Annotated in this window: 21 protein-coding genes; 13 read left to right on the forward strand and 8 right to left on the reverse strand. The window is 71.7% G+C overall.

Features of this window, described 5'->3' with window-relative positions; genetic code table 11:
• Positions 1 to 42: 42 nt before the first annotated feature.
• The 3 genes from ACA089_RS01135 to aptA are packed head-to-tail and all read right to left on the reverse strand — an operon-like array spanning position 43 to position 4,102.
• Positions 43 to 1,530 (reverse strand): CoA-acylating methylmalonate-semialdehyde dehydrogenase, encoded by a 1,488-nt coding sequence (locus ACA089_RS01135; RefSeq protein WP_372012619.1) that lies wholly within the window; start codon positions 1,528 to 1,530, stop codon positions 43 to 45.
• Between the two features lie 51 nt (positions 1,531 to 1,581).
• Positions 1,582 to 2,700: an alanine dehydrogenase gene (gene ald, locus ACA089_RS01140; protein ID WP_372012621.1), complete on the reverse strand. Its 1,119-nt coding sequence runs from the start codon at positions 2,698 to 2,700 to the stop codon at positions 1,582 to 1,584.
• A 52-nt stretch (positions 2,701 to 2,752) separates the two neighbouring features.
• Positions 2,753 to 4,102, reverse strand: a complete 1,350-nt coding sequence (gene aptA, locus ACA089_RS01145) for an omega-aminotransferase AptA (RefSeq protein ID WP_372017585.1) — start codon at positions 4,100 to 4,102, stop codon at positions 2,753 to 2,755.
• Between the two features lie 214 nt (positions 4,103 to 4,316).
• Between aptA and ACA089_RS01150 the strand changes: the two genes are divergently transcribed.
• The 6 genes from ACA089_RS01150 to ACA089_RS01175 all read left to right on the forward strand — a co-directional run bounded on the left by ACA089_RS01150 (position 4,317) and on the right by ACA089_RS01175 (position 11,129).
• The gene (locus ACA089_RS01150; protein ID WP_372012623.1) at positions 4,317 to 4,865 is read left to right on the forward strand and encodes a cupin domain-containing protein; all 549 of its coding nucleotides are present in this window, start codon (positions 4,317 to 4,319) and stop codon (positions 4,863 to 4,865) included.
• Between the two features lie 244 nt (positions 4,866 to 5,109).
• Positions 5,110 to 6,612 carry an aldehyde dehydrogenase gene (locus tag ACA089_RS01155; protein ID WP_372012625.1) on the forward strand — a complete coding sequence of 501 codons (1,503 nt, stop codon included), beginning with the start codon at positions 5,110 to 5,112 and terminating at the stop codon, positions 6,610 to 6,612.
• Between the two features lie 575 nt (positions 6,613 to 7,187).
• A complete protein-coding gene (locus ACA089_RS01160) occupies positions 7,188 to 9,950 on the forward strand; it encodes a TonB-dependent receptor domain-containing protein (protein ID WP_372012627.1) in 2,763 nt (920 codons plus the stop codon).
• A 44-nt stretch (positions 9,951 to 9,994) separates the two neighbouring features.
• A complete protein-coding gene (locus ACA089_RS01165; protein ID WP_372012629.1) occupies positions 9,995 to 10,501 on the forward strand; it encodes a hypothetical protein in 507 nt (168 codons plus the stop codon).
• 190 nt (positions 10,502 to 10,691) lie between these two features.
• The gene (locus tag ACA089_RS01170; protein WP_372012631.1) at positions 10,692 to 10,907 is read left to right on the forward strand and encodes a hypothetical protein; all 216 of its coding nucleotides are present in this window, start codon (positions 10,692 to 10,694) and stop codon (positions 10,905 to 10,907) included.
• Positions 10,908 to 10,934: 27 nt separating this feature from the next.
• The gene (locus ACA089_RS01175; RefSeq protein WP_372012633.1) at positions 10,935 to 11,129 is read left to right on the forward strand and encodes a hypothetical protein; all 195 of its coding nucleotides are present in this window, start codon (positions 10,935 to 10,937) and stop codon (positions 11,127 to 11,129) included.
• On the opposite strand, the gene ACA089_RS01180 is transcribed toward ACA089_RS01175, so the two are convergent.
• The 3 genes from ACA089_RS01180 to ACA089_RS01190 form a co-directional block, all read right to left on the reverse strand.
• A complete protein-coding gene (locus ACA089_RS01180) occupies positions 11,074 to 12,624 on the reverse strand; it encodes a glycoside hydrolase family 27 protein (protein WP_372012635.1) in 1,551 nt (516 codons plus the stop codon). The genes ACA089_RS01175 and ACA089_RS01180 overlap by 56 nt on opposite strands.
• Positions 12,625 to 12,772: 148 nt before the next feature.
• Positions 12,773 to 13,375 (reverse strand): GyrI-like domain-containing protein, encoded by a 603-nt coding sequence (locus tag ACA089_RS01185; protein WP_372012637.1) that lies wholly within the window; start codon positions 13,373 to 13,375, stop codon positions 12,773 to 12,775.
• A 51-nt stretch (positions 13,376 to 13,426) separates the two neighbouring features.
• Positions 13,427 to 14,194, reverse strand: coding sequence for a CHAD domain-containing protein (locus tag ACA089_RS01190; RefSeq protein ID WP_372012639.1), 768 nt, complete (start codon positions 14,192 to 14,194; stop codon positions 13,427 to 13,429).
• Between the two features lie 163 nt (positions 14,195 to 14,357).
• Here ACA089_RS01190 and ACA089_RS01195 point away from each other — a divergent pair, with 163 nt between their 5' ends.
• The 6 genes from ACA089_RS01195 to ACA089_RS01220 all read left to right on the forward strand — a co-directional run bounded on the left by ACA089_RS01195 (position 14,358) and on the right by ACA089_RS01220 (position 22,370).
• On the forward strand, positions 14,358 to 15,080 hold the full coding sequence (locus ACA089_RS01195; RefSeq protein ID WP_372012641.1) for a DUF72 domain-containing protein: 723 nt from the start codon (positions 14,358 to 14,360) through the stop codon (positions 15,078 to 15,080).
• Positions 15,081 to 15,642: 562 nt separating this feature from the next.
• Complete coding sequence (gene dapA, locus ACA089_RS01200) at positions 15,643 to 16,545, forward strand: 4-hydroxy-tetrahydrodipicolinate synthase (RefSeq protein WP_372012643.1); 903 nt, start codon at positions 15,643 to 15,645, stop codon at positions 16,543 to 16,545.
• 138 nt (positions 16,546 to 16,683) lie between these two features.
• On the forward strand, positions 16,684 to 17,949 hold the full coding sequence (locus ACA089_RS01205; RefSeq protein WP_372012645.1) for an HlyD family secretion protein: 1,266 nt from the start codon (positions 16,684 to 16,686) through the stop codon (positions 17,947 to 17,949).
• Between the two features lie 60 nt (positions 17,950 to 18,009).
• Positions 18,010 to 20,136: a peptidase domain-containing ABC transporter gene (locus tag ACA089_RS01210; RefSeq protein ID WP_372012647.1), complete on the forward strand. Its 2,127-nt coding sequence runs from the start codon at positions 18,010 to 18,012 to the stop codon at positions 20,134 to 20,136.
• A 142-nt stretch (positions 20,137 to 20,278) separates the two neighbouring features.
• Positions 20,279 to 21,166, forward strand: coding sequence for a transporter (locus tag ACA089_RS01215; RefSeq protein ID WP_372012649.1), 888 nt, complete (start codon positions 20,279 to 20,281; stop codon positions 21,164 to 21,166).
• Between the two features lie 703 nt (positions 21,167 to 21,869).
• The gene (locus ACA089_RS01220; protein ID WP_372012651.1) at positions 21,870 to 22,370 is read left to right on the forward strand and encodes a lipocalin family protein; all 501 of its coding nucleotides are present in this window, start codon (positions 21,870 to 21,872) and stop codon (positions 22,368 to 22,370) included.
• Positions 22,371 to 22,376: 6 nt separating this feature from the next.
• Here ACA089_RS01220 and ACA089_RS01225 read toward each other — a convergent pair whose 3' ends face one another.
• Positions 22,377 to 22,604, reverse strand: a complete 228-nt coding sequence (locus tag ACA089_RS01225; RefSeq protein ID WP_372012652.1) for a hypothetical protein — start codon at positions 22,602 to 22,604, stop codon at positions 22,377 to 22,379.
• Between the two features lie 193 nt (positions 22,605 to 22,797).
• Here ACA089_RS01225 and ACA089_RS01230 point away from each other — a divergent pair, with 193 nt between their 5' ends.
• The gene (locus ACA089_RS01230; protein ID WP_372012654.1) at positions 22,798 to 23,094 is read left to right on the forward strand and encodes a hypothetical protein; all 297 of its coding nucleotides are present in this window, start codon (positions 22,798 to 22,800) and stop codon (positions 23,092 to 23,094) included.
• 54 nt (positions 23,095 to 23,148) lie between these two features.
• Here the strand turns inward: ACA089_RS01230 and ACA089_RS01235 are convergent, their stop codons facing one another.
• Complete coding sequence (locus ACA089_RS01235; protein WP_372012656.1) at positions 23,149 to 26,310, reverse strand: efflux RND transporter permease subunit; 3,162 nt, start codon at positions 26,308 to 26,310, stop codon at positions 23,149 to 23,151.
• Between the last annotated feature and the right edge of the window lie 32 nt (positions 26,311 to 26,342).

Here is a 26,342-nt window from a genome sequence, read left to right on the forward strand (position 1 = left end):
CCATCGCGGCGTGCAGGCCGCATCGCGGCCGGGGCCGGCGCCTCAGCGCATCGTCGGCATCGTGAACTCGGCGCCGGCCGCGCCGTCCGGCCAGCGCGCCGTCACGGTCTTCAGCCGGGTGTAGAAGCGCACGCCGTCCGGGCCATGCATGTGCAGCGGGCCGAACAGCGACCGTTTCCAGCCGCCGAAGCTGTGGAAGGCCATCGGCACCGGGATCGGCACGTTGATCCCGACCATGCCGGCCTGCACCCGCCGGGCGAACTCGCGCGCCGCGCCCCCGCTGCGGGTGAACACCGCCGTGCCGTTGCCGTACTCGTGCCGGTCCACCAGTGCCAGCGCCGCTTCGAAGTCCGGCACCCGGACCACGCACAGCACCGGCCCGAAGATCTCCTCGCGGTAGATGCGCATGCCCGGCTCGACGCGGTCGAACAGGCTGCCGCCGAGGAAGAAGCCGTCCCCGCGCACGCATGCGTGGCTGCGCCCGTCGACCACCAGCCGGGCGCCCTCGGCCACGCCCAGGTCGAGGTAGCCCCGCACGCGTTCGCGGTGCGCCGCATCGACCAGCGGGCCCATGTCGGGATCGTCGATGCCCGGCGCGATGCGCAGCGCGGCGACCTTCGCCGCCAGTGCGGCGACCAGTGCATCGGCGGTCGCCTCGCCCACGCACACCGCCACCGAGATCGCCATGCAGCGCTCGCCGGCCGAACCGTAACCGGCGCCGAGCAGCGCGTCGGCGGCCACGGCGATGTCGGCGTCGGGCAGCACCACGGCGTGGTTCTTGGCCCCGCCCAGCGCCTGCACGCGCTTGCCGGCGGCACTGCCGCGCCGGTACAGGTATTCCGCCACCGGCGTGGAGCCGACGAAGCCCAGCGCCTGCACGCGACCGTCGTCGAGCAGCGCGTCCACCGCCGCGCGGCCGCCGTGGACGACGTTGAACACGCCGTCGGGCAGGCCGGCCTCGCCGAGCAGCGCGGCCAGGTGCAGTGCGGCCGAAGGCACCTTCTCCGACGGCTTGAGCACGAAGCTGTTGCCGCAGGCCAGCGCCACCGGCGCCATCCACAGCGGGACCATCACCGGGAAGTTGAACGGGGTGACCCCGGCGACCACGCCCAGCGGCGCGCGTTCGCTCCAGCTGTCCACGCCGCGGCCGACCTCGGCCGAGTATTCGCCCTTGAGCAGGTGCGGGATGCCGCTGGCGAATTCGACCACTTCCATGCCGCGGGTCACCTCGCCGCGGGCATCGGACAGGGTCTTGCCGTGCTCGGCGGTGATCGTGCGGGCCAGCGCGTCGGCGTCGCGTTCGAGCAGCGCGCGCAGGCGGAACATCACGCGCGCGCGCTGCAGCGGGGGCGTCGCCGCCCAGGCCGGGAAGGCCGCCTGGGCCGCATCCACCGCCACACGCACGTCATCGGAACCGGCCAGCGGCACGCGGGCGGTGACCTGGCCGGTGGCCGGATCGAACACCTCGCCATGGTCGCCATCGCCGGCATGCGGGCGGCCGCCGATGTGATGGTGGAGCGTCCGCGTCATGGCGTCCTCGCGTGGTCGTTGCATGTCAGGCCATGCCCGGCAACGCCGGCGTCAGGCGGCCAGGATCTCGCTGGCCGGCGTGTACGGCAGCGTCAGCGCTTCGGCCACCGCGCGGTAGGTCAGCCTGCCGGCGTGGACGTTCAGGCCGTTGCGCAGGTTCACGTCGTCGCGCAGCGCCTGCAGCGCCCCCTTGTCGGCCAGCGCCAGTGCATGCGGCAGGGTGGCGTTGGTCAGGGCGAAGGTGGAGGTGCGCGCCACGCCGCCGGGCATGTTGGCCACGCAGTAGTGGATGATGCCGTCGACCTCGTAGGTCGGCTCCTGGTGCGTGGTCGGGCGACTGGTCTCGAAGCAGCCGCCCTGGTCGATCGCCACGTCCACCAGCACCGAGCCGGGACGCATCAGCCGGAGATGGCTGCGCGAGAGCAGGGTGGGCGCGGCGGCGCCGGGAATCAGCACCGCGCCGACCACCAGGTCGGTGTAGGGCAGGCGGTCCTCGATCGCGTCGCGGTTGGAATAGATCGTGGTCAGGCGGTCGCCGTACAGCTCGTCGACGTACTTCAGGCGTTCGAGCGAGCGGTCGAGCAGGGTCACGTGTGCGCCCAGGCCCATCGCCATGCGCGCGGCGTTGAGCCCGACCGTGCCGGCGCCGATCACCATGACCTCGGCCGGCTTCACGCCGGGCACGCCACCGAGCAGGATGCCCGAGCCGCCCTGCGCCTTTTCCAGCGCGTGCGCGCCGGCCTGGATCGACATGCGTCCGGCGACCTCGCTCATCGGCGCCAGCAGGGGCAGGCCGCCGCGATCGTCGGTGACGGTCTCGTAGGCGATGGCAGTGGCGCCGGACGCCAGCAGCGCGGCGGTCTGCTCCGGATCCGGCGCCAGGTGCAGGTAGGCGTACAGGACCTGGCCGGGGCGCAGCATCGCGCACTCGGCCGGCTGCGGTTCCTTGACCTTGACCACCATCTCGGCGCGGCCGTAGACCTCGGCGGCGGTGTCGACGATCTGCGCGCCGGCCGCCTCGTAGGCCTCGTTGGCCAGGCCGATGCCGGCACCCGCGTCGCGCTCGACCAGCACCTGGTGGCCGCGCGCGGACAGCTCGCGCGCGCCGGCCGGGGTCAGGCCGACGCGGTACTCGTGGTTCTTTATTTCCTTGGGAACGCCGATCAGCATGGGAATCTCCGTGGATGTCGGTGTCTGCGGCGCGGGGGACCGGGTCGCGGGGTCAGAGGCCGGAAAGCACCTTGCCCAGCATGGAGAAGATGTCGTCGATGTGCTGTCGTTCGACGATCAGCGGCGGCGACAGCGCGACCGTGTCGCCGGTGGTGCGCACCAGCAGGCCACGGCGGAACGCGCGCTCCAGGACCTGGTATCCGCGCGCGCCGGGCTTGCCCGCTTCCGGCGCCAGCTCGACCGCGCCGATCAGGCCGAAGTTGCGGATGTCGACCACATGCGGCTTGTCGCGCAGCGCATGCAGGCCGTCTTCCCAGTGCTGTTCCAGCGCGCGCGCGCGGGTCAGCAGGCCTTCTTCCTCGTAGGTGTCGAGCGTGGCCAGCGCGGCGGCGCAGGCCAGCGGGTGGCCGGTGTACGTGTAGCCGTGGAACAGGTCGATCGCGCTGTCCGGACCCTGCATGAAGGCGTCGTGGATATCGGCCGACACGAATACCGCGCCCATCGGCACGCAGCCGGAGGTCAGGCCCTTGGCGGTGGTCATCATGTCCGGGGTGACGCCGAAGCGCTGGGCGGCGAACGGCTCGCCGACCCGGCCGAACCCGGTGATCACCTCGTCGAAGATCAGCAGGATGCCGTGGCGGTCGCAGATCTCGCGGATCCGCTGCAGGTAGCCGGGCGGCGGCAGGACCACGCCGGCCGAGCCGGAGATCGGCTCGATGATCACCGCGGCAATGGTGCTGGCGTCGTGCAGCTGCACCAGCCGCTCCAGGTCCTCGGCCAGCTCCACCCCATGCGCCGGCAGCCCACGCGAAAACGCGTTGCGGCCGATGTCCAGGGTGTGGCGCAGGTGGTCCACGCCCGGCAGGCCGGGGCCGAACCACTTGCGGTTGTTGGGCAGGCCGCCGACCGAGATGCCGCCGAAGCCGACGCCGTGGTAGGCCTTCTCGCGCCCGATCAGGCGCACGCGCTGGCCTTCGCCGCGGGCACGGTGGTAGGCGAGGGCGATCTTCAGCGCGGTGTCCACCGACTCGGAACCGGAGTTGGTGAAGAACACATGGTCGAGGGGGCGCGGGGCGATCGCCTTCAGCCGCTCGGCCAGCACGAACGGCAGCGGCGAGCCCATCTGGAAGTTGGGCGCGAAGTCGAGCGTGGCGACCTGCTTCGCCACCGCCTCCACGATCCGCGGGCGCGCGTGGCCGGCGTTGCAGCACCACAGCCCGGCAGTGCCGTCCAGCACCGGGCGCCCCTCGACGTCGCGGTAGTACATGCCCTCGGCCGAGGCCAGCAGGCGCGGGGTGCCGCGGAACTGGCGATTGGCCGTGAACGGCATCCAGAACGCGTCCATCGCCGCCGGCGCCGCCAGGTTCTGCGCGGCGTAGTGGTCGGCCAGGGCGGCACGCAGGGTGGGGTCGTCTTGGCTCATCGGCACGCTCGCAGGGTCGGGTCCGGACGGGACGTACCGGGCCGGCCGGGGCGTCGCCGTTTTAAAAATTCAACGCTCGGGGCGAGTCTACGCCAAAAATTGACCGTGGCGGGGTGGCATGTAAAGTATCCCGCAACACGCCGGACACCCGGCGGCCATCTTCCCCACCCGCGCACGGGAGCCGACACGCGGAATGGACATCGGCGCACGCCTGCAGCGGGTCCGCACCGCCCGCAACCTGAGCCAGCGCGAGCTGGCCCGCCGCGTGGGCGTCACCAACAGCACCATTTCGCTGATCGAGCAGAACAAGGTCAGCCCGTCGGTGAGCTCGCTGAAGAAGGTGCTGGACGGCATCCCGATCTCCCTGGCCGACTTCTTCACCCTGGACCTCGACCCGGGCCCGCCCGAGCAGCCGTTCTATGCCGCCGACGAATTGCCGGACGTGGGCAACAACGACATCCACTACTACCTGGTCGGCCAGCACCGCCCGCAGCGGCAGATGTGCATCCTGCGCGAGGTCATGCCGCCCGGCAGCGACACCGGCGAGGCGATGATCGAGCACGAAGGCGAGGAGGGCGGCGTGGTCATCGCCGGCCAGGTCGAAGTCACCGTCGGGGCGCAGGTGCGGGTACTCGGCCCGGGCGAGGCCTACTACTTCGAGAGCAGGGTTCCGCACCGCTTCCGCAACGTCGGCGACACTGAGGCGGTGATCGTCAGCGCGAACACGCCGGCGACGTTCTGATGGGCAGCTTGGCGGCCAGTGCAGTTCGGCGGCCTCCTTCGACGCACGTGGAAGATGGTAGCGGCGATCCGGCGCGAGGCCTGCCGACGTCCATGTCCCCCGGCTCCGGCCTGCGGCCGCAGCCTCCTCCTTTACTTCCCGTCGGCAGGCCTCGCACCGGATCGCTGGTGCGTGGCGAGGCCGCGAGTGAAGGCACACGGTTTCCGCTTGTGCGGACACGATCGCTGAGGAACTGGAGATTCCGATGAGCAACCCCCGCACCCGTGACGACTGGCAGGCGATGGCCGACGGCCTCGCCCTGCGCACGCAGGCCTTCATCGACGGCCGCTACGTCGATGCCGCCGACAGCGCCACCTTCGACTGCGTCAGCCCGATCGACGGCCGCGTGCTGGGCCAGGTCGCCGCCGGCGGGCAGGCGGACATCGACCGCGCGGTACGCGCGGCGCGGCGCAGCTTCGAGGCCGGGGGCTGGTCCCGGGCGCGGCCGGTGCAGCGCAAGAAGACCCTGCAGAAGCTGGTCGCGCTGATCGAACGGCACGCCGACGAGCTGGCGCTGCTGGAAACGCTGGACATGGGCAAGCCGATCGACGACGCGCGCAACGTTGACCTCGCCGCGACCATCCGCTGCTTCGCCTGGACCGCGGAGGCGCTGGACAAGGTGTATGGCGAGGTCGCGCCCACCGGCCATGACGAACTGGGCCTGGTCACCCGCGAACCGCTCGGCGTGGTCGGCGCGATCGTGCCGTGGAATTTCCCGCTGCTGATGGCGGCGTGGAAGCTGGCGCCGGCGCTCGCCACGGGGAACTCGGTGGTGCTCAAGCCGTCGGAGAAGTCGCCGCTGAGCGTGCTGCGTCTGGCCGAGCTCGTCGCGGAAGCCGGCATCCCCGATGGCGTGTTCAACGTCGTGCCCGGGTTCGGCAAGGAGGCCGGCGAGCCGCTGGCGCTGCACATGGACGTCGACGGCCTGGTCTTCACCGGCTCGACCGCCGTGGGCAAGCGCCTGCTGCAGTGCGCCGGCCTGTCCAACATGAAGCGCGCGTACATGGAATGTGGTGGCAAGAGCCCGAATGTCGTGTTCGCCGACGCGCCCGACCTGGCCAAGGCCGCCGAGGCCGCCGCGTCGGGCATCTTCTACAACCAGGGCGAAGTCTGCACCGCCGCCTCGCGCCTGCTGGTGGAGCGCGGCATCCACGAGGAATTCGTCGCCCGCGTGGTCGAGGCCGGCCGCAGGATGCAGCCGCGCCATCCGCTGCAACCGGGTGCGCCGATGGGCGCGATGGTCGACGAAGGCCAGACCCGGCGCGTGCTCGACTACATCGGAAGGGGCCAGGCCGAAGGCGCCAGGCTGGCGCTGGGCGGCAACCGCGTGCAGACCGTGGAGGGCGGTTGCTACATCGAGCCCACCGTGTTCGACGACGTGCGTCCGGAGCACGCCATCTCCCGCGAGGAGATCTTCGGGCCTGTGCTGTCGGTGATTCCGTTCGACGACGAGGCCCAGGCCCTGCGCATCGCCAACGACACCGAGTACGGACTGGCCGCCGGCGTGTGGACCGCCAACCTGGCGCGCGCGCACCGCATGGCGCGCGGCCTGCGTGCCGGCAGCGTCTGGGTCAACTACTGGGACGGCGGCGACATGACCGCCCCGTTCGGCGGCTACAAGCAGTCCGGCAACGGCCGCGACAAGTCGCTGCACGCCTTCGACAAGTACACCGAGATGAAGGCGACCTGGATCAACCTCGCCGACTGAGCGGGCGGGCGGCGGCCGCAGGGCCCCGCTTCGCGTCCCGCACGCGCCGGGTCGCGCGCGTGTCCGCGCCACCGCGCGGTCGCCACTGAAGTCCGCCGCACGCGCCAGCCACCGCGGCCACGCGCTCCCGGACGGACCTGCCCGATGCGCGCTGCGATGCGTGTGCGTGATGCAACCAGGCGGCATGCTGCCGATCGGGTCAGGCGTGGCGCGGATCGCGAGGCATGGCAGATGGCAGCGCGCGATGTCCGACCGCGTCGCCGACACAGAACCGGAACGCATGAGCAGATGAGCCCGCTGCTCCATGAGCAGATGCTTCCAAATGATTTTCTGATGCCGTCGTGCAACTGGCAGATTCCCGTGACGTTCGCGCATGTCGCGCAGAACCCAGGGGCTTCCAGACCATGTCCACAGGTACTCGTTCCGCTCCCGGGCGTCGCCCGGGGGAATGGCCCGCTGCGGCCCGCTTTCGGCGCCGCGCGCTCGCGCTGCTGGTTGCCGAGGCCGTCTGCCTCGCGCTGCCGGCCTACGCCGCCGATGACGCCGGCGGCGCCGCCGCGGCCGCTCCGGCAGGGGTGACCGCCACGGAACTGGATGCGGTGACCGTGACCGGCTCGCGCATCGCCCGGCCGGACTACGCCAGCAGCAGCCCGCTGACCAGCGTCTCGCGCGAAGCCCTGCGCGACACCGGCACGTCCACCCTCGAGGAAGCCCTGAACCAGCTGCCACAGCTGGGCATCGGCGCGAACAAGACCAATGCCGGCTGGGGCGGAACCGGGCAGGCCACGCTCAACCTGCGCGGGCTCGGGGCCCAGCGCAACCTGGTGTTGCTGGACGGCCGCCGGCTGCAGCCCGCCACCACCGACAACGTGGTCGACGTCAACGCCATCCCCGCCGCACTGATCGAGGACGTGCAGATCATCACCGGCGGCGCGTCGGCGGTGTACGGCTCGGACGCCATCGCCGGCGTGGTCAACGTGCGGCTGAAGGAGGACTTCGAGGGCATCCGGCTGGACGGGCAGTTCGCCCGGTACGGCGAGGGCGATGGCGACACCACCGACCTGGCCGTGACCCTGGGCGGCAACTTCGCCGATGACCGCGGCAACGCCGTGCTGTCGCTGTCGTGGAGCGACCGCGACGGGGTCGACTTCATGGCCCGCGAGTTCTTCCGCCGCAATCCCGGGGGGACCGACTTCCGGATCCAGACCGGCACCTACGAGTTCGGCGCGAACCTGCCGGCGCAGGCCGCGGTCGACCGGGTCTTCGCGCAGTACGGCGCCGCCCCCGGGCGCGTGCCGGTATCGCCGACGACGTACCTGGGCTTCAACGACGACGGCACGCTGTTCGCGGCCAACAAGGGGCCGTTCAACTGGCGCGGCCCGGACGGCCAGCTCAACGACACCGGCACCCAGCTCAACAACCTCAACCAGTTCTCGCTGGTCCAGGTGCCGCTGGAACGCCACGGCGCGTTCGCCCGGGTCGGCTACGACGTCACCGACGAGGTGCAGGCCTACGGCCAGTTCAGCTGGTCCAGCCTGTCCAGCTACGTGGCCGCCGAAGCGGGCAACACCGGCATCAACGTCCCGGTCGCCAACCCGTTCGTCCCCGCCGACCTGCGCACGATCCTGGCCTCGCGTGCCAATCCGAACGCCGACTTCCGCCTGCACAAGCGCTTCCAGGAGGCGGGTCCGCGCACCTTCGAGCGCGACTTCGACACCTGGCAGTTCCTGGCCGGCGTCCGCGGCGACCTCGCCGCGATCAACGGCTCGTGGGACGCGTACGCGAGCAAGGGCCGGCTGCGCGCGCACGAGGTCAACAACGGCGCGGTGGTCATCGCCTCGCTGCGCAACCTGCTGGGTGCCCCGGACGGCGGCGCCAGCCTGTGCGCAGGCGGCTACGACCCGTTCGGCCTGACCGTGCTCTCGCCGGAGTGCCGCACCTACCTGGTCGCGGCCACCGCCAGCCGGACCGAACTCGAACAGGAGGTGGTGGAGGCGAACGTGCAGGGCGGCCTGTTCCAGCTGCCGGCGGGCGAACTGCGCTTCGCCGCCGGCCTGGGCTGGCGGCGCAACAGCTACGGCTTCCAGCCCGACCGGCTGCTGCAGCAGGGCGGCATCGTCGGCGTGCCGGCCAAGGGACCCAGCCACGGCAGCACCCGGGTCGGCGAGGCCTATGTGGAGACGCTGGTGCCGGTCCTGTACGACGCGCCGTTCGCGCGCTCGCTGGACGTCGGCCTGGCGTACCGCTACTCGGACTACGACCTGTCCGGGGGCGTGGACACCTACAAGGCCGACTTCACCTGGGCGCTCATCGAGGACCTGCGCGTGCGCGGCGGCTACCAGCGCGCGGTGCGTGCGCCGAGCGTCGGCGAGCTTTACGTGGCGTCGGAAACCGAGTCCAACAGCTACGGCCTGGTCGCCAACGGCCAGGGCGACCAGTGCGAGGCCGGCAGCCCGCTGCGCCGTGGCGGCAACGCCGCGGCGATCGAAGCCCTGTGCCTGGCCCACGGCATCCCCGCGGCGCTGCTGCCCAGCTACATCGACACCCAGCGCGAATCGCTGGCGACCCGGTCCGGCAATACCGCGCTGGACCCCGAGACCGCCGACACCTACACCCTGGGCGTGGTGTGGACGCCGGACGGCACCGGGCTTTCGGTGGCCGCCGACTACTTCGACATCCGGGTCGAGGACGTGATCGGCACGCTGACCTCGGCGCAGGTGCTGGCCTCGTGCTTCAACCAGGACGGCTCCAACCCGGGCTACTCCGCGGGCAATTTCTACTGCGCGCTGATCCAGCGCAATGCCGACACCGGCCGCATCGACAACATCTACAAGCCCACCTTCAACATGGGCAGCCTGCGGACCAGCGGCATCGACGCGCAACTGGACTGGCAGGGCGAGCTCGGCAACGGCGCGCGGCTGTCCGCGGGGACCGTCGCCAGCTGGGTGGACAGGTACGAGGTGCAGGCGCTGAAGGGCGGCCCGGCCTACGACTACGCCGGCTACGTCGGCACGCTGCCGACGTGGAAGGCGGTCAGCCAGGCGCGCTACCAGCAGGGCCCCGGCAGCATCGGCCTCCGCTGGCGCTACATCGGCGCGATGGAGCATTCGTCCAAGGTGCTCAACCCGGCCTCGACCACGCCGCCGGTCGACGCCTTCAGCTACTTCGACCTGTTCGGCAGCTGGGATTTCGGCACCCGGCTGCGCCTGGGCGCGGGCATCAACAACCTGCTCGACAAGGACCCGCCGCAGGTCGGAGGGGTGGCCGGCGTCACCCACAACAGCACCTACGACATCTACGGCCGCCAGTACTTCGTGGCCCTCACCGTGCAGCTCTGAGCGGCGCGAATCCCCGCGTCGCGTTCCCTACCAGGAGACCCTCCATGACCGCCAAGAAGCACATCCTCGCATTCGTCGCCGCGCTCGGCATCGCCGTGCTCGGCATCCAGGCCGCGGCCGCCCAGGCCCTGGCCGGCCGCGACCTGCCCGACCGGCCGCGCGTGGGCGTCAGCTACTACAAGGTGCCGCCCGGCAAGCAGGACGAATGGCTGGCGCTGTACAAGAAATGGCACCGGCCGATCATGGAGGCGCAGATCAAGGCCGGCACCACCACCAGCAGCAACCTGTACGCCCTGCGCAACCACCAGGTCGGTTCCCCCTACGACTTCGTGATCATCAGCGTGTCGCCGGCCGAGCCCAGGCCGCTGGGCCTGTCGCGCGGCGAGCTCATCAGGAAGCTGTTCCCCGACACCGAGGCCTACGTCGCCGGCGAGAAGCGCCGCTGGGAACTGACCGTGGACCACTGGGACACCAGCCTGCTGGAAATCGACATCGACGACCCGAACCCGTCGGTCTACTACCCGATCATCGACGGCCGGATCGTCCGGTAGCCCGCCTCACGCCGCGCCGGCGATCGCCCCCAGGGGCGGGGCCGGCGCGGCGCCGTGTATCCACGCTTGCTTCCTGCAGGGGCATGCGCGTGGTCCCCGTCACGGCGCTGTCAGGTGGCCACGCCTAGCCTGTGCCGGGATCGCGCCGCGGCTCGCCGCCACGGCGTGCAAGACCTGGAGGACCACGCAGATGCGCCGCAACACATTCACGGGCACCACGACCCTGCTCATGCTCGCCCTCGCGCTGGCGGCATGCCGGCAGGAGCCCGCCGAAGGCAATCCCGCGCCGACCGCCGACGCCCACCAGCCGGAGACACCGAGTCCCTACGGCACCGGCGCCCAGGAAACGCGGTCGAACGATGAGGCCAAGGAAGCCGATTCGCCGAATGATGACGGAAAGGACTGACGGGCGAACGCCGGTCGAGGACCTGCCATGACCCCGCTCGACAAGCCCCTGCGCCGCGAGCTCACGATCGCAGGCCAGGCCTATACCCTGACCCTGGACCCCGACGGCCTGAAGCTGGTGGAAAAAGGGCGCCGCAAAGGCCTGGAGCTGCGCTGGGTCGAGCTGGTCAACGGCGATGCGGCCCTGGCCAGCGCACTGCAGGCGTCGCTGCAGCCGAAGTGAGGTCGTGGCAGGGCGATGCCGCGGTGCGTGGCGCGGCCTTGCGCATGGCGCGGGCGGTGGACATGCCGCGGCGCGATGGCCGGATGGATCGGGCCGCGGTTCCGCACGGGGAGCGTGCGGCACGCGGCCGGTCGACTCTGCGGACCGGTCGCAGCCGGAACAGCGCGGCCCCATGCGGCGCCACCTGCGGCGCGAAGGTGCCTTCCGCCACCGGCAGGTCGGTGCGGCGCCACAGGTCGCGCACCGCCACGCGGCCGTGCAGGCCCAGCGTGTCCAGCGCGACCGGTACCGCACGGGTGGCCGGCGCACCGGCCGGCGCATCGCGCACGTCGAACACGGCCAGGTAGGTGGCGCCATCGCCGCCGTCGGCGACCCACGCGACCAGGCCGTCTTCGGTGCGGAACAGCTGGCGGTTGCCGCGGCTGCGCTGGTTGACCGCCAGCACCTCGTCGTTGGTGAGCAGCGACCAGGTGAAGTCGTCGGTCCGGGTCAGGTCGCCGCCGTGGATCAGCGGCGAGCGGGCGATGCTCCAGAGGGTCATCAGCGTGTACTGCTCGTCGCGGGTGAAGCGGGTCGGCCGGCCGAACTCGACCAGGCCCAGCGGCAGCATGTCGGCATCGGGCCAGGCGCCGTCGCGGCGGTAAGGCGTCCAGTCGTGCAGGCGCTTGAACTGCGCCAGCAGCAGCGGCCACTGGTCCCAGAAGTCGTCGCTGATCCGCCACATGTTGACGTGCCCGCCGACATGCGGCCCGGCCGACAGCGGCGTTTCGCCCGGCGAGATGCTCAGCACGATCGGCCGCCCGGTCCGGTCGATCGCCGTCCGGATCGCTTCCACCTCGGCCTGGTGGTAGGGCCGGGCCAGGTCGTCGACCTTGACGAAGTCCACGCCCCAGTCGGCGAGCTGCTGCATCAGCGAGTCGTAGTACGCCTGGGCGCCGGGGCGCGCCATGTCCACGCCGTACATGTCCGGGTTCCACGGGCAGGTGCTGCCGCGGTCGGCGATGTCGGCGGCGCGGTAGGCCGTGCCGAGGATCGGCGTGTTGCGTTCCACCGCCTGGCGCGGGATGCCGCGCATCATGTGGACGCCGAACTTCAGCCCGAGCGCGTGCACCTTGTCGGCCAGCGGCCCGAAGCCGCGCCCGCCGGCCGCCGAGGGGAACTTCGCCACCGCCGGCTGCAGCCGGCTGTGGCCGTCCATCGACAGCGCCGCGCCTTCCTCGTAGGCGTGGCCGCGCGCGGTGGGCTGGTACCACTGGATGTCGACGGTGAGGTACTGCCAGCCGTGCGGCTTCAGGCGCGCGGCCATCACTTCGGCCTGCTGCATCACCTGTGCTTCGGTCACGGTCGTGCCGAACGCGTCCCAGCTGTTCCAGCCCATCGGCGGCGACGGCGCCCACTCGTGGAAGTCGGCCGCCGCCGCGGGCAGGCCGGCAAGCAGCAGGAGCACGGCCGCCAGGCGCGCGAACCGTGCGTGGGACCGGCGTGGAGGGCGCATCGGATCTCCCGGGGCAATGGGCGCCATCGTGGCGCGTGCGGATGCAGGGAACCGGGCGAGTATCGGATGGGCCGCGCATCGCGACCAATGCCATTGTCGGCGCGAGCGATGCCGATATCGGGATCGCGGGCCGCCGCGCCGGGCGCCGTCACCGCATCGGCTGGCGGATCACCGTGCGCCAGCGCGCCGGGGCGGCACGGCGCACGTCGCTGAGGTAGATCTCGTGGTGCCGGCCGCGCAGGCCCGAACGCGCCTGGATGAAGTCATGGACGCGCCGCACCGTCGGACCTTCGTCGCTGAAGGGACCGACGTGCAGCACCTGGGCGCAGCGGCCCTCGTGGAAGGTTTCCAGGCGCAGGCCGCCCGCCGCATCGAGGCCCTTCGCGCGGGCATGGGCGATGCCGGCCTGCAGCGTGGCATCGTCCACCACCGCTGGCTGCATCACCATCAGCGTCCACTGCCAGCGGGCGCGGTCGCCTTCGAGGAAGGCGGACATGTCGTCCGACCACCACAGGCCTTCCAGCGGCATCACCGCATAGTCGATCGCGACCCGCTTCTTCAGCGCGAAGCGCGCCGAGTACGACGCGGTGAACAGCGCCTGGACCGCGGCGGCATAGGCCGGCGCGGTGTCGGGATCACCCCGGCCGTCGACCATCAGGAAGCGCAGCGCCGGCACGTCGACTTCCACCACCTCCTGCGCGGAAGGCAGGTACAGGTGCCCGAGGTCCTTCTTCGCGTCGATCCTGGCCATGGGCTTCCTGCATCACGCGTTGATGTGGCGTCGCCGGCCGCCGGCGCGGCATCACGTCGACCGCGGCTGCGCCTGCAGCTGCGCCAGCAGTTCGCGGCGACCGTCCAGCGCGCGCAGCCGCCGCAGGGTCTCTTCCAGGACCGCCAGGTCCTGGCGCGCCCCCAGCGCGTCGCTCAGGCGGTGCAGGCGCCGGGAGGCGCCTGGGTCGTGCGCCGGCACGTCGATGCGCAACGCGTCGAGCGCGTCGACCTGCATCCGCAGGCGTCGCACCCGGCGGCGCCAGCGGTGCAGGTTGTCCGGATCCGGGTGCCGGTCCGCCCGCCGGCCGGCCCGCTCCGCCCGCCGCGCCTGGCGGACCACGCCGGTGCGGATGTCGGCCGAACGCACGTCGGCCCACGGCAGGTCGCGCAGCAGGCGCGCGGCGCGCTGGATCGCGCGGCGGCGCCGGGCGAAGCGCGGGTCGACCGCCAGTTCGCGCCGGGCCAGGCGATCGGCCCGGGCCTGCAGGGTCGCCGCGGCCAGGCTCCACGTCGCGTCATCCCGCGGGCGCGCCAGGCGGTCGGCGGTGAGCGCCACGGCGCGGGCGTCGCGCAGTGCGCCCAGGCTCGCGCCGGCGCGCCGGAGGATCCGGTCGGCCGCCTGCACGTCCAGCTCGCGCGCCACCAGCGCGAGCAGCGAACGCGCGCGGCGGATGGCCTTGCGGGCTTCGTGGACCCCGGCATGTGCGTCCCGGTCGGCGGTCGCGAGCGCCTCGACTGCCGCCAGGCATTCGCGCTGGAGGAGATGGCCGAGCCTGCTTCCAGGGGGAGGCGAGGGCATGGGGGCGGTCCGCGGGAAGGGTCCCGGCCGGCGATCCTAGCACCGGCAGCCCGGGGCGACGGAGGCTGCGGGTGCCGCCGCGTCGCGCTGGCCCGGACGGCCGGCTTTCGCCGGCGGATCACGCCCGGGGCCGGACACTGCGTGGCGTCGAAACGGAGGAACGATGGCGACACGGGTCCGGATCGGATGCGCGGGATGGTCGATCCCGCGCCAGCACGCGCACCTGTTCGGGCCGGGCGAGAGCATGCTCGCCCGCTATGCCACCCGCTTCGACGCGGTGGAGATCAACTCGTCCTTCTACCGGCCGCACCAGGCCAGGACCTACGAACGCTGGGCGGCCAGCGTGCCGCGTGGTTTCCGGTTCTCGGTCAAGGTGCCGAAGGCCGCCTCGCACGAGCGTGGCCTGCGCGCCACCGGGCCGGTGCTGGACCGCTTCCTCGACGAGAGCGCCGGCCTGGGCGGGCGGCTCGGCGGCTACCTGCTGCAGCTGCCGCCCGGCCTCGCGCTGGAACCGCGCACCGCTTCGACCTTCTTCCGTGCATTCCGCCGCCGCAGCGAGGCCCCGCTGGCCTGCGAGCCGCGCCATGCGAGCTGGTTCACGGCGCAGGCCGACGCCCTGCTCGAGCGCCATGGCGTGTCCCGCGCCGCCGCCGATCCGGCCCGCGTGCCCGGCGCCGACCGTCCCGCCAGCACGGCCCGCTGGCGCTACTGGCGCTGGCATGGCTCGCCGCGGATCTACTACAGCGAATACTCCGACGAAGCGCTGCAGGCGCTGGCGGCCGCGGTGCGCGCCGCAGGCCGGCAGGGCGCGTGGATCGTCTTCGACAACACCGCACACGGGTTCGCCGTCGCCGACGCGGCGCGGATGCAGCGACTGCTGGAATGAATCCGGCGCGGTTCCGGCCCGTGCGGGACCGCAGCGCGCCTGCGTGGGCTGGCCCGGGCCATGCCGGCTTGCGGGTCCGTCGGCAGGCGGGGGCGGGGCATCACGTGTGCCGGGCGTCCGCCATGGAGTCCGCCGGGGGTACGTGACCGCTGCTTCGCGCCGCCGTTCGCGGGCGGGTTCCGGAAAGAACAAGGCTCCTGCATGCAGGAGCCTTGTCGCGGCAGGGGACGCTATTCCTCTTCCTCGTCCGGCCCGCCCTGGCGCGGACCCCACTCCTGCCCCTCGTCCTGTTCCTGCCGACCCTCGCGCGTGTTCGCCATCTGGATTCTCCCGCCGGCACCATGCCGGGACGCGTACGCTCCGCCTGTTGTTGTAAGTCCGGTGTGGAGAAAACGTGTGGCGGGCGTAACGCGCGGCTCGTCCGCTCCCGGCGCGGCGCATCGGGCTCGAGCGGCTGTCGCCGGTCGTTTCCGGAGTAACCACGCGGACGGTCCGCCGGGTCCGTCGCAAGCCTCCGCGGCCCGATTAGAATCGGCGTTTTCCCTTCGCCCGCGTCCATCGAATGACCAGCACGCCTCGCGTCCTCCGCGGCAGCATCGTCGCCCTCATCACCCCCATGCACGAGGACGGCAGCGTCGACTACGACGCCCTGCGCCGGCTGATCGACTGGCACGTGGCGGAAGGCACCGACTGCATCGGCGTGGTCGGCACCACCGGCGAATCGCCGACGGTGGACGTGGAGGAGCACTGCGAGATCATCCGCGTGGCGGTCGAGCAGGCCGCCGGGCGGGTGCCGGTGATGGCCGGCTGCGGCGGCAACTCCACCGCCGAAGCCATCGCCCTGGCGAAGTACGCGCGCCAGGTGGGCGCCAGCAGCCAGCTGCAGGTGGTGCCGTACTACAACAAGCCCGGGCAGGAGGGGCAGTACCGCCATTTCAGGGCGATCGCCGAGGCCACCGGCGACCTGCCACTCGTGCTCTACAACGTGCCCGGCCGCACCGTCGCCGACCTGCAGCACGGCACCGTGCTGCGCCTGGCCCAGGTGCCGGGCATCGTCGGCATCAAGGAAGCGACCGGCAACCTCGAGCGCGCGCAGTGGCTCATCCGCGAGGCGCCGGAAGGATTCGCCGTCTATTCCGGCGACGACGCCACCGCCGTCGCGCTGATGCTGTGCGGCGGCCACGGCAACGTCAGCGTCACCGCCAACGTCGCGCCGCGGCTGATGCACGAGCTCTGCGTCGCCGCGCTGGCCGGCGACGTGCGCGCCGCGATGGCGATCCAGTCGCGCCTGCTGCCGGTGCACAGGCAGCTGTTCGTCGAGGCCAACCCGATCCCGGTGAAGTGGGCGATGGCCCGGCTGGGCCATTGCGGCGGTACCCTGCGCCTGCCGATGACGGAGCTCGAGGCGGGCCACCAGGCGCCGCTCGAGGCGGCCCTGCGTGAAGCGGGCCTGCTCGCCGGCTGAGTGCCGCCCGTGGTCCCGGGCCTGCGGCCCGCGACCCGGGGTCAGACAATCCTGACGTGTCGGCGATGACCGCTCCGATTGAGCGGTCCCCGCGCCGGTGGGAGGCTGGCGTGACACCGGCATGGACCGTGGTGCCACATGAGCCAGGACCTGTTCCGCAGGGAAGTGATGGAGGCCAGGCGCCATGGCTGGCTGGGGCACATCTCGCTCGTCCAGCCGGTGCGCTTGCGCGTGCTGGCGCTGGGCGCGGGCCTGGCCGCCGCCGCCGTCGTCCTGTTCCTGCTGACCGGCACCTACACGCGGCGCTCCACCGTCGCCGGCCAGCTGGTGCCTTCGAGGGGGCTGGCCACCGTGGTCGCGCCCGCCTCCGGCGTCGTATCCAGGCTGGAGGTGGCCGAGGGCGGGCGCGTGCGCCAGGGGCAGGCGCTCGCGACGGTCGCGGTGCCTCGTGCGACCCTCGCCGAAGGCGACACCTTCGCCGCGCTGGAGCGCCGGCTCGCGTCGCGCCGCGAAGGCCTGGTCGAAGAGCGCGCGGCGCGGCAGGCGCTGCTGGCGGCGCAGGACGCCGGATTGCGCGCCCAGCTGGCCGCGGCCGAACGCGAAGGCGCCCAGCTCGATGCCGAGGTCGCCACCCGCCGCGAGCAGGTGCGTATCGCCGGGGAGACGCTGCAACGGCTGAGGCCCCTGCAGGAGGCCGGCTATGTCGGGCTGCTGCAGCTCAGGCAGCAGGAATCGAACGTGTTGTCCTGGCGTGGCGAGATGCAGGCGTTGCAGCGCCAGTCGACCGCCACGCGCAGGACCATCGCCCAGCTCCGCCAGTCCCTGGCCGAACTGCCCGGCCAGGCGATGGCCAGCGACGCCGGCCTGCGCCAGGAACTTGCGCGCCTGGAGCAGGAGCAGCTGGAGACCCGCGCGCGCGGGGCGCTGGTGGTCAACGCACCGGTGGCCGGTTCGGTGTCCGCGCAGCTGGCCAAGGCGGGCCAGGCGGTGCAGGCCGGGCAGCCGCTGTTGAGCCTGCTACCCGCCGATGGCGGCCTGGAGGCGGAGCTGCTGGTGCCCAGTCGCGCGATCGGCTTCGTCGAACCGGGCGACGAGGTGCTGTTGCGCTACCACGCGTTTCCGTACCAGAAGTTCGGCCACCAGCGCGGACGGGTGGTCCGGATCAGCCGCAGCGCGCTGGACCCGGCCGATATCGGACCGGTGGCGGGCCAGCCACAGGCGCGCGAACCCCGTTACCGGGTCACCGTCGCGCTGGCGCGCCAAGCGGTGACCGCATTCGGCAACGAGGAGCCGTTGCGGCCGGGCATGCTGCTGGATGCCGACATCCTGGGTGAGCGCCGGCGCCTGATCGAATGGGTGTTCGAGCCGCTGTATTCGGTCAGGGGCCGGATCGGCGATGGCTGAGTGCCGGCGCACGCGGTCCTCCGGCAGGCGGCCCTGCGACCAGGGCCTGCGTGTGCGCCGATGGCTCGTGGAGGATGCGCCGTGAAGCCCGTGCTGCAGTCGGAGGCGGCCGAATGCGGCCTGTGTGCGCTGGCCATGGTGGCCGCCGCCCACGGGCACCACGTCGGGCTGGCCGAACTGCGTCGCCGCTACCCCACGTCGCTGAAGGGCGCGCGCCTGTCGCAGCTGATGCAGGTCGCCCAGCACCTCGGCTTCGGCACCCGTCCGCTGCGGCTGGAACTGGAGGAACTGGACCGCCTTTCCCTGCCCTGCATCCTGCACTGGGACCTCAATCATTTCGTGGTCCTGGTGCGGGTGGGACGTTCACGGGCGACGGTGCTGGATCCGGCCTGCGGGGAACGCACGCTCGCGCTGGACGAGGTGTCCGCCCACTTCACCGGCGTGGCGCTGGAACTGGCGCCCGGCGATGCGTTCCTTCCGCGGAAGCCGGCGCCCGCCGTTTCCCTGCGGCAGCTCGGTGGCCGCATCAGCGGCCTGTGGCCGGCGCTCGCGCAGGTCCTGCTGCTGTCGGCCGCGCTGCAGGTGTTCGTGATCCTGGCGCCGTTCCTCATGCAATGGGTCGTGGACCAGGTGCTGGTTTCCGCGGACCGAGACCTGCTGGCGGTGCTCGGGCTCGGCTTCGGGCTGGCGCTGCTGCTGCAGGTCGCGACCGGGCTGCTGCGCGGCTGGTCGCTGGTGCATCTGTCCTCGCGACTGGGCCTGCAGTGGGCAGGCAACGTCTTCGCCCACCTGCTGCGGCTGCCGCTGGACTTCTTCGAGAGGCGCCACCTTGGCGACGTGACGTCGCGCATGGACTCGGTGCAGGCCATCCAGCGCACCCTGACCACGGGGTTCGTCGAGGCGGTCGTCGACGGGATGATGGCCGCGGTGACGCTGGCGCTGATGCTGGTGTACAGCGGGAAGCTGGCGCTGGTGACGCTGCTGGCGGTGGCGCTGTACCTGGCCATCCGCGGACTGGCCTACCGGCCCCTGCGCGACGGAACCGAGAAGCACCTGGTCGCCGCGGCGCGCCAGCACGGCCACCTGCTGGAGTCGCTGCGTGGCATGCAGAGCCTCAAGGTGGCGGGCGAGGAGCCCGGGCGCCGCGCCTCCTATGCCAACCTGATGGTCGATACGTTCGACCTCGAAGCGGGGCTGGCGCGGATGGGCCTGGGCTTCGCTGCCGCCAGCCAGCTGGTGTTCGGCGTCGAGCGCATCGCGGTCATCTGGATCGGTGCGACGCTGGCGATGGAAAGCGTGTTCTCGGTCGGCATGCTGATAGCCTACCTGGCCTACAAGGACCAGTTCGCCACGCGCGCTTCGGCGCTGGTCGACCGGTGGATGGAGTTCCGCATGCTGCGCCTGCACGGCGAGCGGCTGGCGGACATCGTGCTGGAACCGCCGGAGGACGACGGGGAGGCCGCGGAAGCGCGGCTTCCGGAGGATGCGCGCATCGAAGTGCGCAACCTCTGCTACCGCTATGGCGACGGCGAGCCCTGGGTGTTGCAGGACTGCAGCTTCACTGTCGAGCCTGGCGAGTCGGTGGCCCTGGTGGGCGCGTCCGGGTGCGGCAAGACCACGCTGGTCAAGCTGATGCTGGGCCTGCTCCGGCCCACCGCGGGCTCCATCCGCATCGGTGGCTGCGGAGTGGACGGCACGGATCGGCGCAACCTGCGATCGATCGTCGGCGTAGTCATGCAGGACGACCAGCTGTTCGCCGGAAGCCTGGCCGACAACATCGCCTTCTTCGACCCGGACTGCGATCCGGCGCGGGTCGAGGCGGCTGCGCGGCAGGCAGCGGTGCACGAGGAGATCGCCGCCATGCCGATGGGCTACCACGGCCTGATCGGCGACATGGGCAGTTCGCTGTCGGGTGGGCAGAAGCAGCGGCTGATCCTGGCGCGGGCCCTGTACCGCCAGCCGCGCCTGCTGTTCCTCGATGAAGCGACCAGCCACTTGGACGTCCCCAACGAGCGGGCGGTCAACGACGCGGTCGCCAGGCTCAGGCTCACCCGGGTGATCGTGGCGCATCGTCCGGAAACCATCGCCAGCGCCGACCGCGTGCTGCTGGTGGAAGGCGGCAGGGTCGTGCCGCAGGCGCGTCCGGCACGCCCCGCACGGGCCGATGCCGCTGCGGCGCTGCCATGAGCGGCGGCCCGGGGCGCCGCGCGCTCCGCCGGGGAGTGGCCGGCGGGCGCCCGCGATAGACTCCGCCGGTACGGGACGGAGTCGCACGATGAGGCAGGGGACCCGGGAGACCTCCAGAGCGGCGGCACCGTCCCGCTCCGCCGTGTTTGCCGTCCTCCTGCTCGCCGCGTTCCCGCTCGCCGCGCAGGAATTCGAACCGCGCGCCTACGGCAACGTGCCGGTCGGCATGAACTTCGCCGTGGCGGGCGCCGCGCAGACCCGTGGCGGGCTGAACTTCGACGCGTCGGTGCCGGTGACCGACGAATCGCTGCGCACCACCAGCCTGGTGCTCGGCTACGCCCGCGCCTTCTCGCTGTGGGGGCGCTCGGCCAAGTTCGACGCCGCCGTTCCCTACACGCGCCTGGACGGCACCGCGGACTACCTGGGCGTGCCGGTCGAGCGCCGCGTCAGCGGCGTCGGCCGTCCGGTGCTGAGGCTGTCGACCGCCCTGTCCGGCGCGCCGGCGCTGTCGATGGCCGAGTTCCGCGGCTGGCAGCAGGACCTGATCATCGGCGCCAGCCTGCAGGTCTCGCCTCCGCTGGGCCAGTACGACGATGACCGCATCGTCAACATCACCGCCAACCGCTGGTCGTTCAAGCCCGAACTCGGGCTGTCCAAGGCCTCCGGTCCGTGGACCGGGGAGCTGAAGCTCGCAGCGACCTTCTACACCGACAACGACGCGTTCTACGGCGGCGTGACCCGGTCGCAGGATCCGGTGTACGCCCTTCAGGGCAACCTGATCCGCAGCCTGGCCACGGGCGCGTGGTGGTCGTTCGACGCGACGTACTTTGCCGGAGGGCGGTCGCAGATCGACGGGCGCTACAACCGCGACCTGCAGCAGAACTGGCGCGTGGGCGCCTCGCTGTCGCTGCCGGTGGACCGCAGGAACTCGGTGAAGGTGGCGCTCAGCAGCGGCGTGTACGCGCGCACCGGCAACGATTTCGATGCCGTCGCGGTGACCTGGCAGCATCGCTGGGGCGGCGGGCTCTGACGCGGCATCCGGCGCCTGCGCTGCCGTCGGCGCAGGCGGCGCGGGGCGGCGGCGCGGCGGGGGGCGGCGTGGGCAGCCCGCCCCCGGGCGCGCGCCCAGGGCGCGCGGCGGGCGACGCGCCATGCCTCGCCCGGACCGCGGAGGTCATGGCGCCCGACATGGCCCCACGGCGCCACCAGGGGCGCCAGGACCACGCCGACCAGGCAGGCGAACAGGGTTTCCGGTCCATGGGTGTCCAGCGTGCCGGCATGCCACCGCGGCAGCGCGGTGAGCACGACCCACAACACCTTCCAGGCCAGCTCGAACAGCAGCAGCGGCAGCATCCGCAGCGGATGCCGCAGGCCCAGCAGGCACATCAGCGACAGCGCGCCGAGCATGGCGCGGATCACCGGGTGCGGGTCGGCCGGGTCGTCCACGGAGCCGACGATCGACGGCCAGAGCGTCATCCGAGGCCGACGGCGATGAGCAGGTACATGGCGCGCAGCAGCGCCAGGCGCAGCGTGGATACATCGGTCATGGAGCGGGGTCGCAAGGACGATAGCCGCGTGCTCCGGTGCGCGACCATGTGCCGGAGGTCGGCAGGCGCAGGGCAGGGTGGCCGGTTGCGGCGCGGCGACGCGCCCGCGTCCCCGCGCGCGCGGGGCGCCGACGACCGGTTCACGTGCCGTGGCCTAGAACGGCCTGCCCACCACGGAGAACTCCCATGCCCCACGCAGGCGAACCGTCCACGGTCGCGCACGTCGACCTCGGGCGCTACCTCGGCACCTGGTACGAGATCGCACGGCTGCCGATGCGGCACGAGCCGGCCGACTACACCGACATCACCGCGACCTATTCGCTGCTGCCGGAGGGCAAGGTCAGGGTCGACAACCGCGCGCTCGACGGCAAGGGCGAACCGGAGCAGTCGATCGGCGAGGCCTCGGTGGTCGAGGGCAGCGGCAATGCCCGGCTCGAGGTCAGCTTCATGCCCGACGGCCTGAAGTGGGTGCCGTTCACCCGGGGCGACTACTGGATCCTGCGCGTGGACGAGGACTACCGGACGGCGCTGGTCGGCTCGCCCGACCGCAAGTACCTGTGGCTGCTGTCGCGGGAGCCGTCGCTGGCCGAAGAGATCAAGGCCGATTTCCTCGGCACCGCGCGCCAGCAGGGTTACGACCTGTCCGACCTGATCCTCACCCCGCACACCGGCCGGTCGGCAGGCTGAAACGCGCTACCAGGGCCGGGCGCCGCGCAGCGCCAGCGGCAGCGACGCCGCCATCGCCTGCAGGCGCGCGCTGACGAAGGAGGCGTGCTCGGGGCCGGCGGCTTCGGCGATGGCCTCGGCCTCGTCGGCGAACACGTCCATCAGCGCGTCCGGCGCGGTGTCGCGCACCAGGTGCGGCAACCGCGCCTCGAGCGCGTCGAGCATGGCGACCACGTCCGGATCGGCTTCGTCCACGGGCTTGCCTCCGCGCCCTCGGGGGCGGGCGCCGCGAGCGAGCATACCGCCGGCCGGCCTGCGCCGGCGAAGCGCGTCCCGCGACTTCTTCCCCGCTTCACGCTGCGGCCGCCCTCGCTCCATGCGCCGCGGCCATGCTGGCGCCGGCCGCGATGCGGCCGCAACGCCACGCTGCAGTACCGGGAGGATGGGGATGGACAGGCAGGCAAACGTCGGTGGCACGGCCGGAAACGGCTGGCGCCTGGCACTGTGGGGAGGGGCCGCCGCGTTGCTCGGCCTGCCGGCGGCGGCCATGCACGTCACCCGCGAGGTGGCCTGGACCGCGGGCGACTTCGCGGTGTTCGGAGCGATGCTGCTGGTGGCCTGCGGCCTGTGCGAACTGGCGATGGCGCGGCTGCGGCGCCGGCGCGCGCGGATCGCGGCGGTCGCCGCGGTCGGCCTGGCGTTCGGGCTGCTGTGGGCCGACCTGGCGGTCGGCCTGTTCCACTAGCCCGCCGGCGGCAGCACGGCGGCGGACCCGGCCGGGCCCGCCGCCGCATTCGGCCTACTGCGGCTGCGGCTGCGGCTCGCCGTCTGCCGCGGCGCCTGCTTCGGCGCGGTCGTGGCTGTGGTCGCGCGCCAGGTACAGGTAGACCGCGGGCAGCACGAACAGGGTGAACGCGGTGCCGATGGTCATGCCCGCGGCAATCACCATGCCCATCGAGAACCGCGCCGCGGCGCCGGGGCCGTTGGCGATCAGCAGCGGGAACATCGCGAACACCAGCGCCGCGGTCGTCATCAGCACCGGCCGCAGGCGGATGCCCGACGCCTGCTCGATCGCCTCGCGCTTGGACAGGCCCTGCTGCTGCAGCTTGTTGGCGAACTCCACGATCAGGATGCCGTGCTTGGCGATCACGCCGATCAGGGTGACCAGACCGACCTGGGTGTAGATGTTGATGCTCATGCCCGGGAAGGCCTCGACCCCGGTGAACTGCAGCACGCCGGCCACCAGCGCGAGCGCGTTGAGCACCAGCAGTGCGCCGGAGATCGCCATCGGCACGGTGATCAGCATGATCAGCGCGTCGCGGAAGCTCTCGAACTGCGCGGCCAGCACCAGGAAGATCGCGATCAGGGCGAAGGCCAGGGTGACCAGCATCGCCGCGCCCTCCTGCTTGAACTGGCGCGACTCGCCGGCGTAGTCGACGCTGTAGCCCTGCGGCAGCACTTCGGCCGCGGCCTGCTCGAGCACGCGCAGCGCCTCGCCCTTGGACACGCCGGGACGCGGGGCGAAGGTGATGCCCACGGCATTCAGCTGCTGGAAGCGCTTGAGCGTCTGCGGCTGCGCGGTCTCCTTCAGCGTCACCAGGGTCGACAGCGGCACCAGCTCGCCGTCGCGGGTGCGGGTGTAGTAGTTCTCCAGCTGCGCGGCGTTGAGCCGGTCGCTGCGCTGCACCTGCGGGATCACACGGTAGGAGCGGTTCTCCATGGCGAAGCGGTTGACGTAACCGCCGGAGAGCATGGCCGCCATGTCCGCGGCCAGGGTGCGCATGTCGATGCCCAGCAGCGCGGCCTTCTCGCGGTCGATCTGGACCTCGATGCGCGGCTTGTCGATCTTCAGGTCCTTGTCCAGGAAGATGAAGCGGCGGCTTTCCATCGCCTTCTGCAGGATCGCATCGGACAGCTCGTTGAGCTGCTCGAGGGAGCCGATGCCCAGCACCAGGAACTCGCCGCCGCCGCCGTCGCCGCCGGCGCTGGGCAGCGAGGGCGGGACCAGGGCGAAGGTGTTCAGGCCGGTGATCGAGGACAGCTTGGGCTGCAGTTCCTGCTGCAGCACCTGGTTGGTGGAGCGGTCGCGCTCGCTCCAGGGCTTGAGCACGAAGCCGCCCATCGCGCTGTTGCTGGCCCCGCCGCCGCCGCCGAAGCCGCCGTTGAACAGGAAGAAGTCGTTGACCTCGGGAATGCCCTTGACCGCGGCCTCCAGCTCCTCGGTGTAGCGCTCGACGTAGTCCAGGGTGGTGTAGGCGTCGGCGCTGCCGACGGCGAAGATGAAGCCCTCGTCCTCCAGCGGCGCGGGCTCCTTCGGCGCGGTCATGTACAGGAACACGCACGAGACCAGCACCACCGCGCCGAACACCGCGATCACCCCGCGGGTCTCCAGCGCGCTGTGCAGGCGCCGCTCGTAGCCGTTGCGCAGCCATTCGAAGCGGGCGTCCAGCCACGATTCCAGCTTCGTCTTGCCGTGCGCGCTGTGCGGCTTGAGCAGCTTGGCGCACATCATCGGCGACAGGGTCAGGGCGATGATGCCCGACAGCAGCACCGAGCCGGCCAGGGTGAAGGCGAACTCGGTGAACAGCACGCCGGTCAGGCCGCCCTGGAAGCCGATCGGCAGGTACACCGCCACCAGCGTGGTGGTCATCGCCACCACCGGCCAGGCCAGCTCGCGCGCGCCCTTGATCGAGGCGTCGTGCGGACTCATGCCCTCCTCGATGTGGCGGTGGATGTTCTCCAGCACGATGATCGCGTCGTCAACGACGATGCCGATGGCGAGCACCATCGCCAGGAGGGTCAGCAGGTTGATGGTGAAGCCCATCAGCAGCATCAGGAACAGCGCGCCGACCAGCGACAGCGGCACGGTGACCGCCGGGATGATCACGCTGCGCAGCGAGCCCAGGAACAGGAAGATCACCACGATCACGATCACCACCGCCTCGATGATCGTCTTGACCACCTCGTTGATCGCGTCCTGGATCGATTCGGTGCTGTCGTAGGGGATGGTGGCGACGATGCCTTCCGGCAGCTGCGGCACGATCTCGGTGTCCCAGACCTTGCGCACCTCCTCGATCACCTCCAGCGAGTTGGCGTCGGGCGAGACGAAGATGCCCATGAAGGTCGCCGCGTCGCCGTTGATGCGGACCGAGGTGCCGTAGTTCTCCGAGCCGAGCTCGACGTCGGCGATCTCGCCCAGGCGCACGATCGCGCCGTCCTGCTCGCGCACGATCAGCTGGCGGAACTCCTCGGCGCTGCGCAGGTCGGTGCGCGCGGTCAGGTCCACCGCGACCATCTGGCCCTTGGTCGAGCCCAGCGCGGACAGCACGTTGTTGGCCTGCAGCGCGGCGTGCACGTCGCTGGCGGTCACGCCCAGCGCGGCCATCCGGTCCGGCTTGAGCCACACGCGCATGGCGAAGGTGCCGGCGCCGAGGATGTCGGCGCGCTGCACGCCCGGGATGGTGGCGATGCGCGGCTCGACCGCGCGCATCAGGTAGTCGGTGATCTGGTTGTTGTCGAGCTGCTCGCTGGCGAAGGACACGTACATCGCCGCGATCTGCTGGCCCTGCTGCAGGTCGATCACCGGGTCCTCGGATTCGGCCGGCAGCTGGCTGCGCAGCTTGTTGACCTTGGCCGCGATCTGGGTGAGCGCCTCGTTGGCGTCGTAGTCCAGGCGGATGTAGGCCTGGATGGTGGAGATGCCGGCCGCGCTGGTCGAGGTCAGGTAGTCGATGCCCTCGGCCGAGGCCACCTCGCGCTCCAGCGGGGTGGTGACGAAGCCCTGCATCAGGTCCGCGTCGGCGCCGTAGTAGGCGGTGCTGACCGTGACCACGGCGTTCTGCAGCTCGGGGTACTGGCGCACGTTCAGTTCGTTGAACGAGCGCAACCCCAGCAGCAGGATGAACAGGCTGACGACCATCGCCAGCACCGGCTTGTTGATGAAGATGTCGGTGAATTTCATCCGGGTCCTCCGCCGGGACGCTCCAGGCGCGC

The sequence above is a fragment of the Pseudoxanthomonas fibrivorans genome, from assembly GCF_041464125.1.
In the GTDB taxonomy this organism is placed as follows: Bacteria; Pseudomonadota; Gammaproteobacteria; order Xanthomonadales; family Xanthomonadaceae; genus Pseudoxanthomonas.

Coding starts and splice junctions, on each gene's coding strand:
- ACA089_RS01155 (WP_372012625.1), top strand. CDS start 5,110: ATGAGCAACCCCCGCACCCGTGACGACTGGCAGGCGATGGCCGACGGC.
- ACA089_RS01180 (WP_372012635.1), bottom strand. CDS start 12,624: ATGCGCCCTCCACGCCGGTCCCACGCACGGTTCGCGCGCCTGGCGGCC.
- dapA (WP_372012643.1), top strand. CDS start 15,643: ATGACCAGCACGCCTCGCGTCCTCCGCGGCAGCATCGTCGCCCTCATC.
- ACA089_RS01175 (WP_372012633.1), top strand. CDS start 10,935: ATGACCCCGCTCGACAAGCCCCTGCGCCGCGAGCTCACGATCGCAGGC.
- ACA089_RS01190 (WP_372012639.1), bottom strand. CDS start 14,194: ATGCCCTCGCCTCCCCCTGGAAGCAGGCTCGGCCATCTCCTCCAGCGC.
- ACA089_RS01205 (WP_372012645.1), top strand. CDS start 16,684: ATGAGCCAGGACCTGTTCCGCAGGGAAGTGATGGAGGCCAGGCGCCAT.
- ACA089_RS01165 (WP_372012629.1), top strand. CDS start 9,995: ATGACCGCCAAGAAGCACATCCTCGCATTCGTCGCCGCGCTCGGCATC.
- ACA089_RS01230 (WP_372012654.1), top strand. CDS start 22,798: ATGGACAGGCAGGCAAACGTCGGTGGCACGGCCGGAAACGGCTGGCGC.
- ACA089_RS01135 (WP_372012619.1), bottom strand. CDS start 1,530: ATGACGCGGACGCTCCACCATCACATCGGCGGCCGCCCGCATGCCGGC.
- ACA089_RS01195 (WP_372012641.1), top strand. CDS start 14,358: ATGGCGACACGGGTCCGGATCGGATGCGCGGGATGGTCGATCCCGCGC.
- ACA089_RS01235 (WP_372012656.1), bottom strand. CDS start 26,310: ATGAAATTCACCGACATCTTCATCAACAAGCCGGTGCTGGCGATGGTC.
- ACA089_RS01170 (WP_372012631.1), top strand. CDS start 10,692: ATGCGCCGCAACACATTCACGGGCACCACGACCCTGCTCATGCTCGCC.
- ACA089_RS01185 (WP_372012637.1), bottom strand. CDS start 13,375: ATGGCCAGGATCGACGCGAAGAAGGACCTCGGGCACCTGTACCTGCCT.
- ACA089_RS01150 (WP_372012623.1), top strand. CDS start 4,317: ATGGACATCGGCGCACGCCTGCAGCGGGTCCGCACCGCCCGCAACCTG.
- ald (WP_372012621.1), bottom strand. CDS start 2,700: ATGCTGATCGGCGTTCCCAAGGAAATAAAGAACCACGAGTACCGCGTC.
- ACA089_RS01220 (WP_372012651.1), top strand. CDS start 21,870: ATGCCCCACGCAGGCGAACCGTCCACGGTCGCGCACGTCGACCTCGGG.
- ACA089_RS01210 (WP_372012647.1), top strand. CDS start 18,010: ATGGCTCGTGGAGGATGCGCCGTGAAGCCCGTGCTGCAGTCGGAGGCG.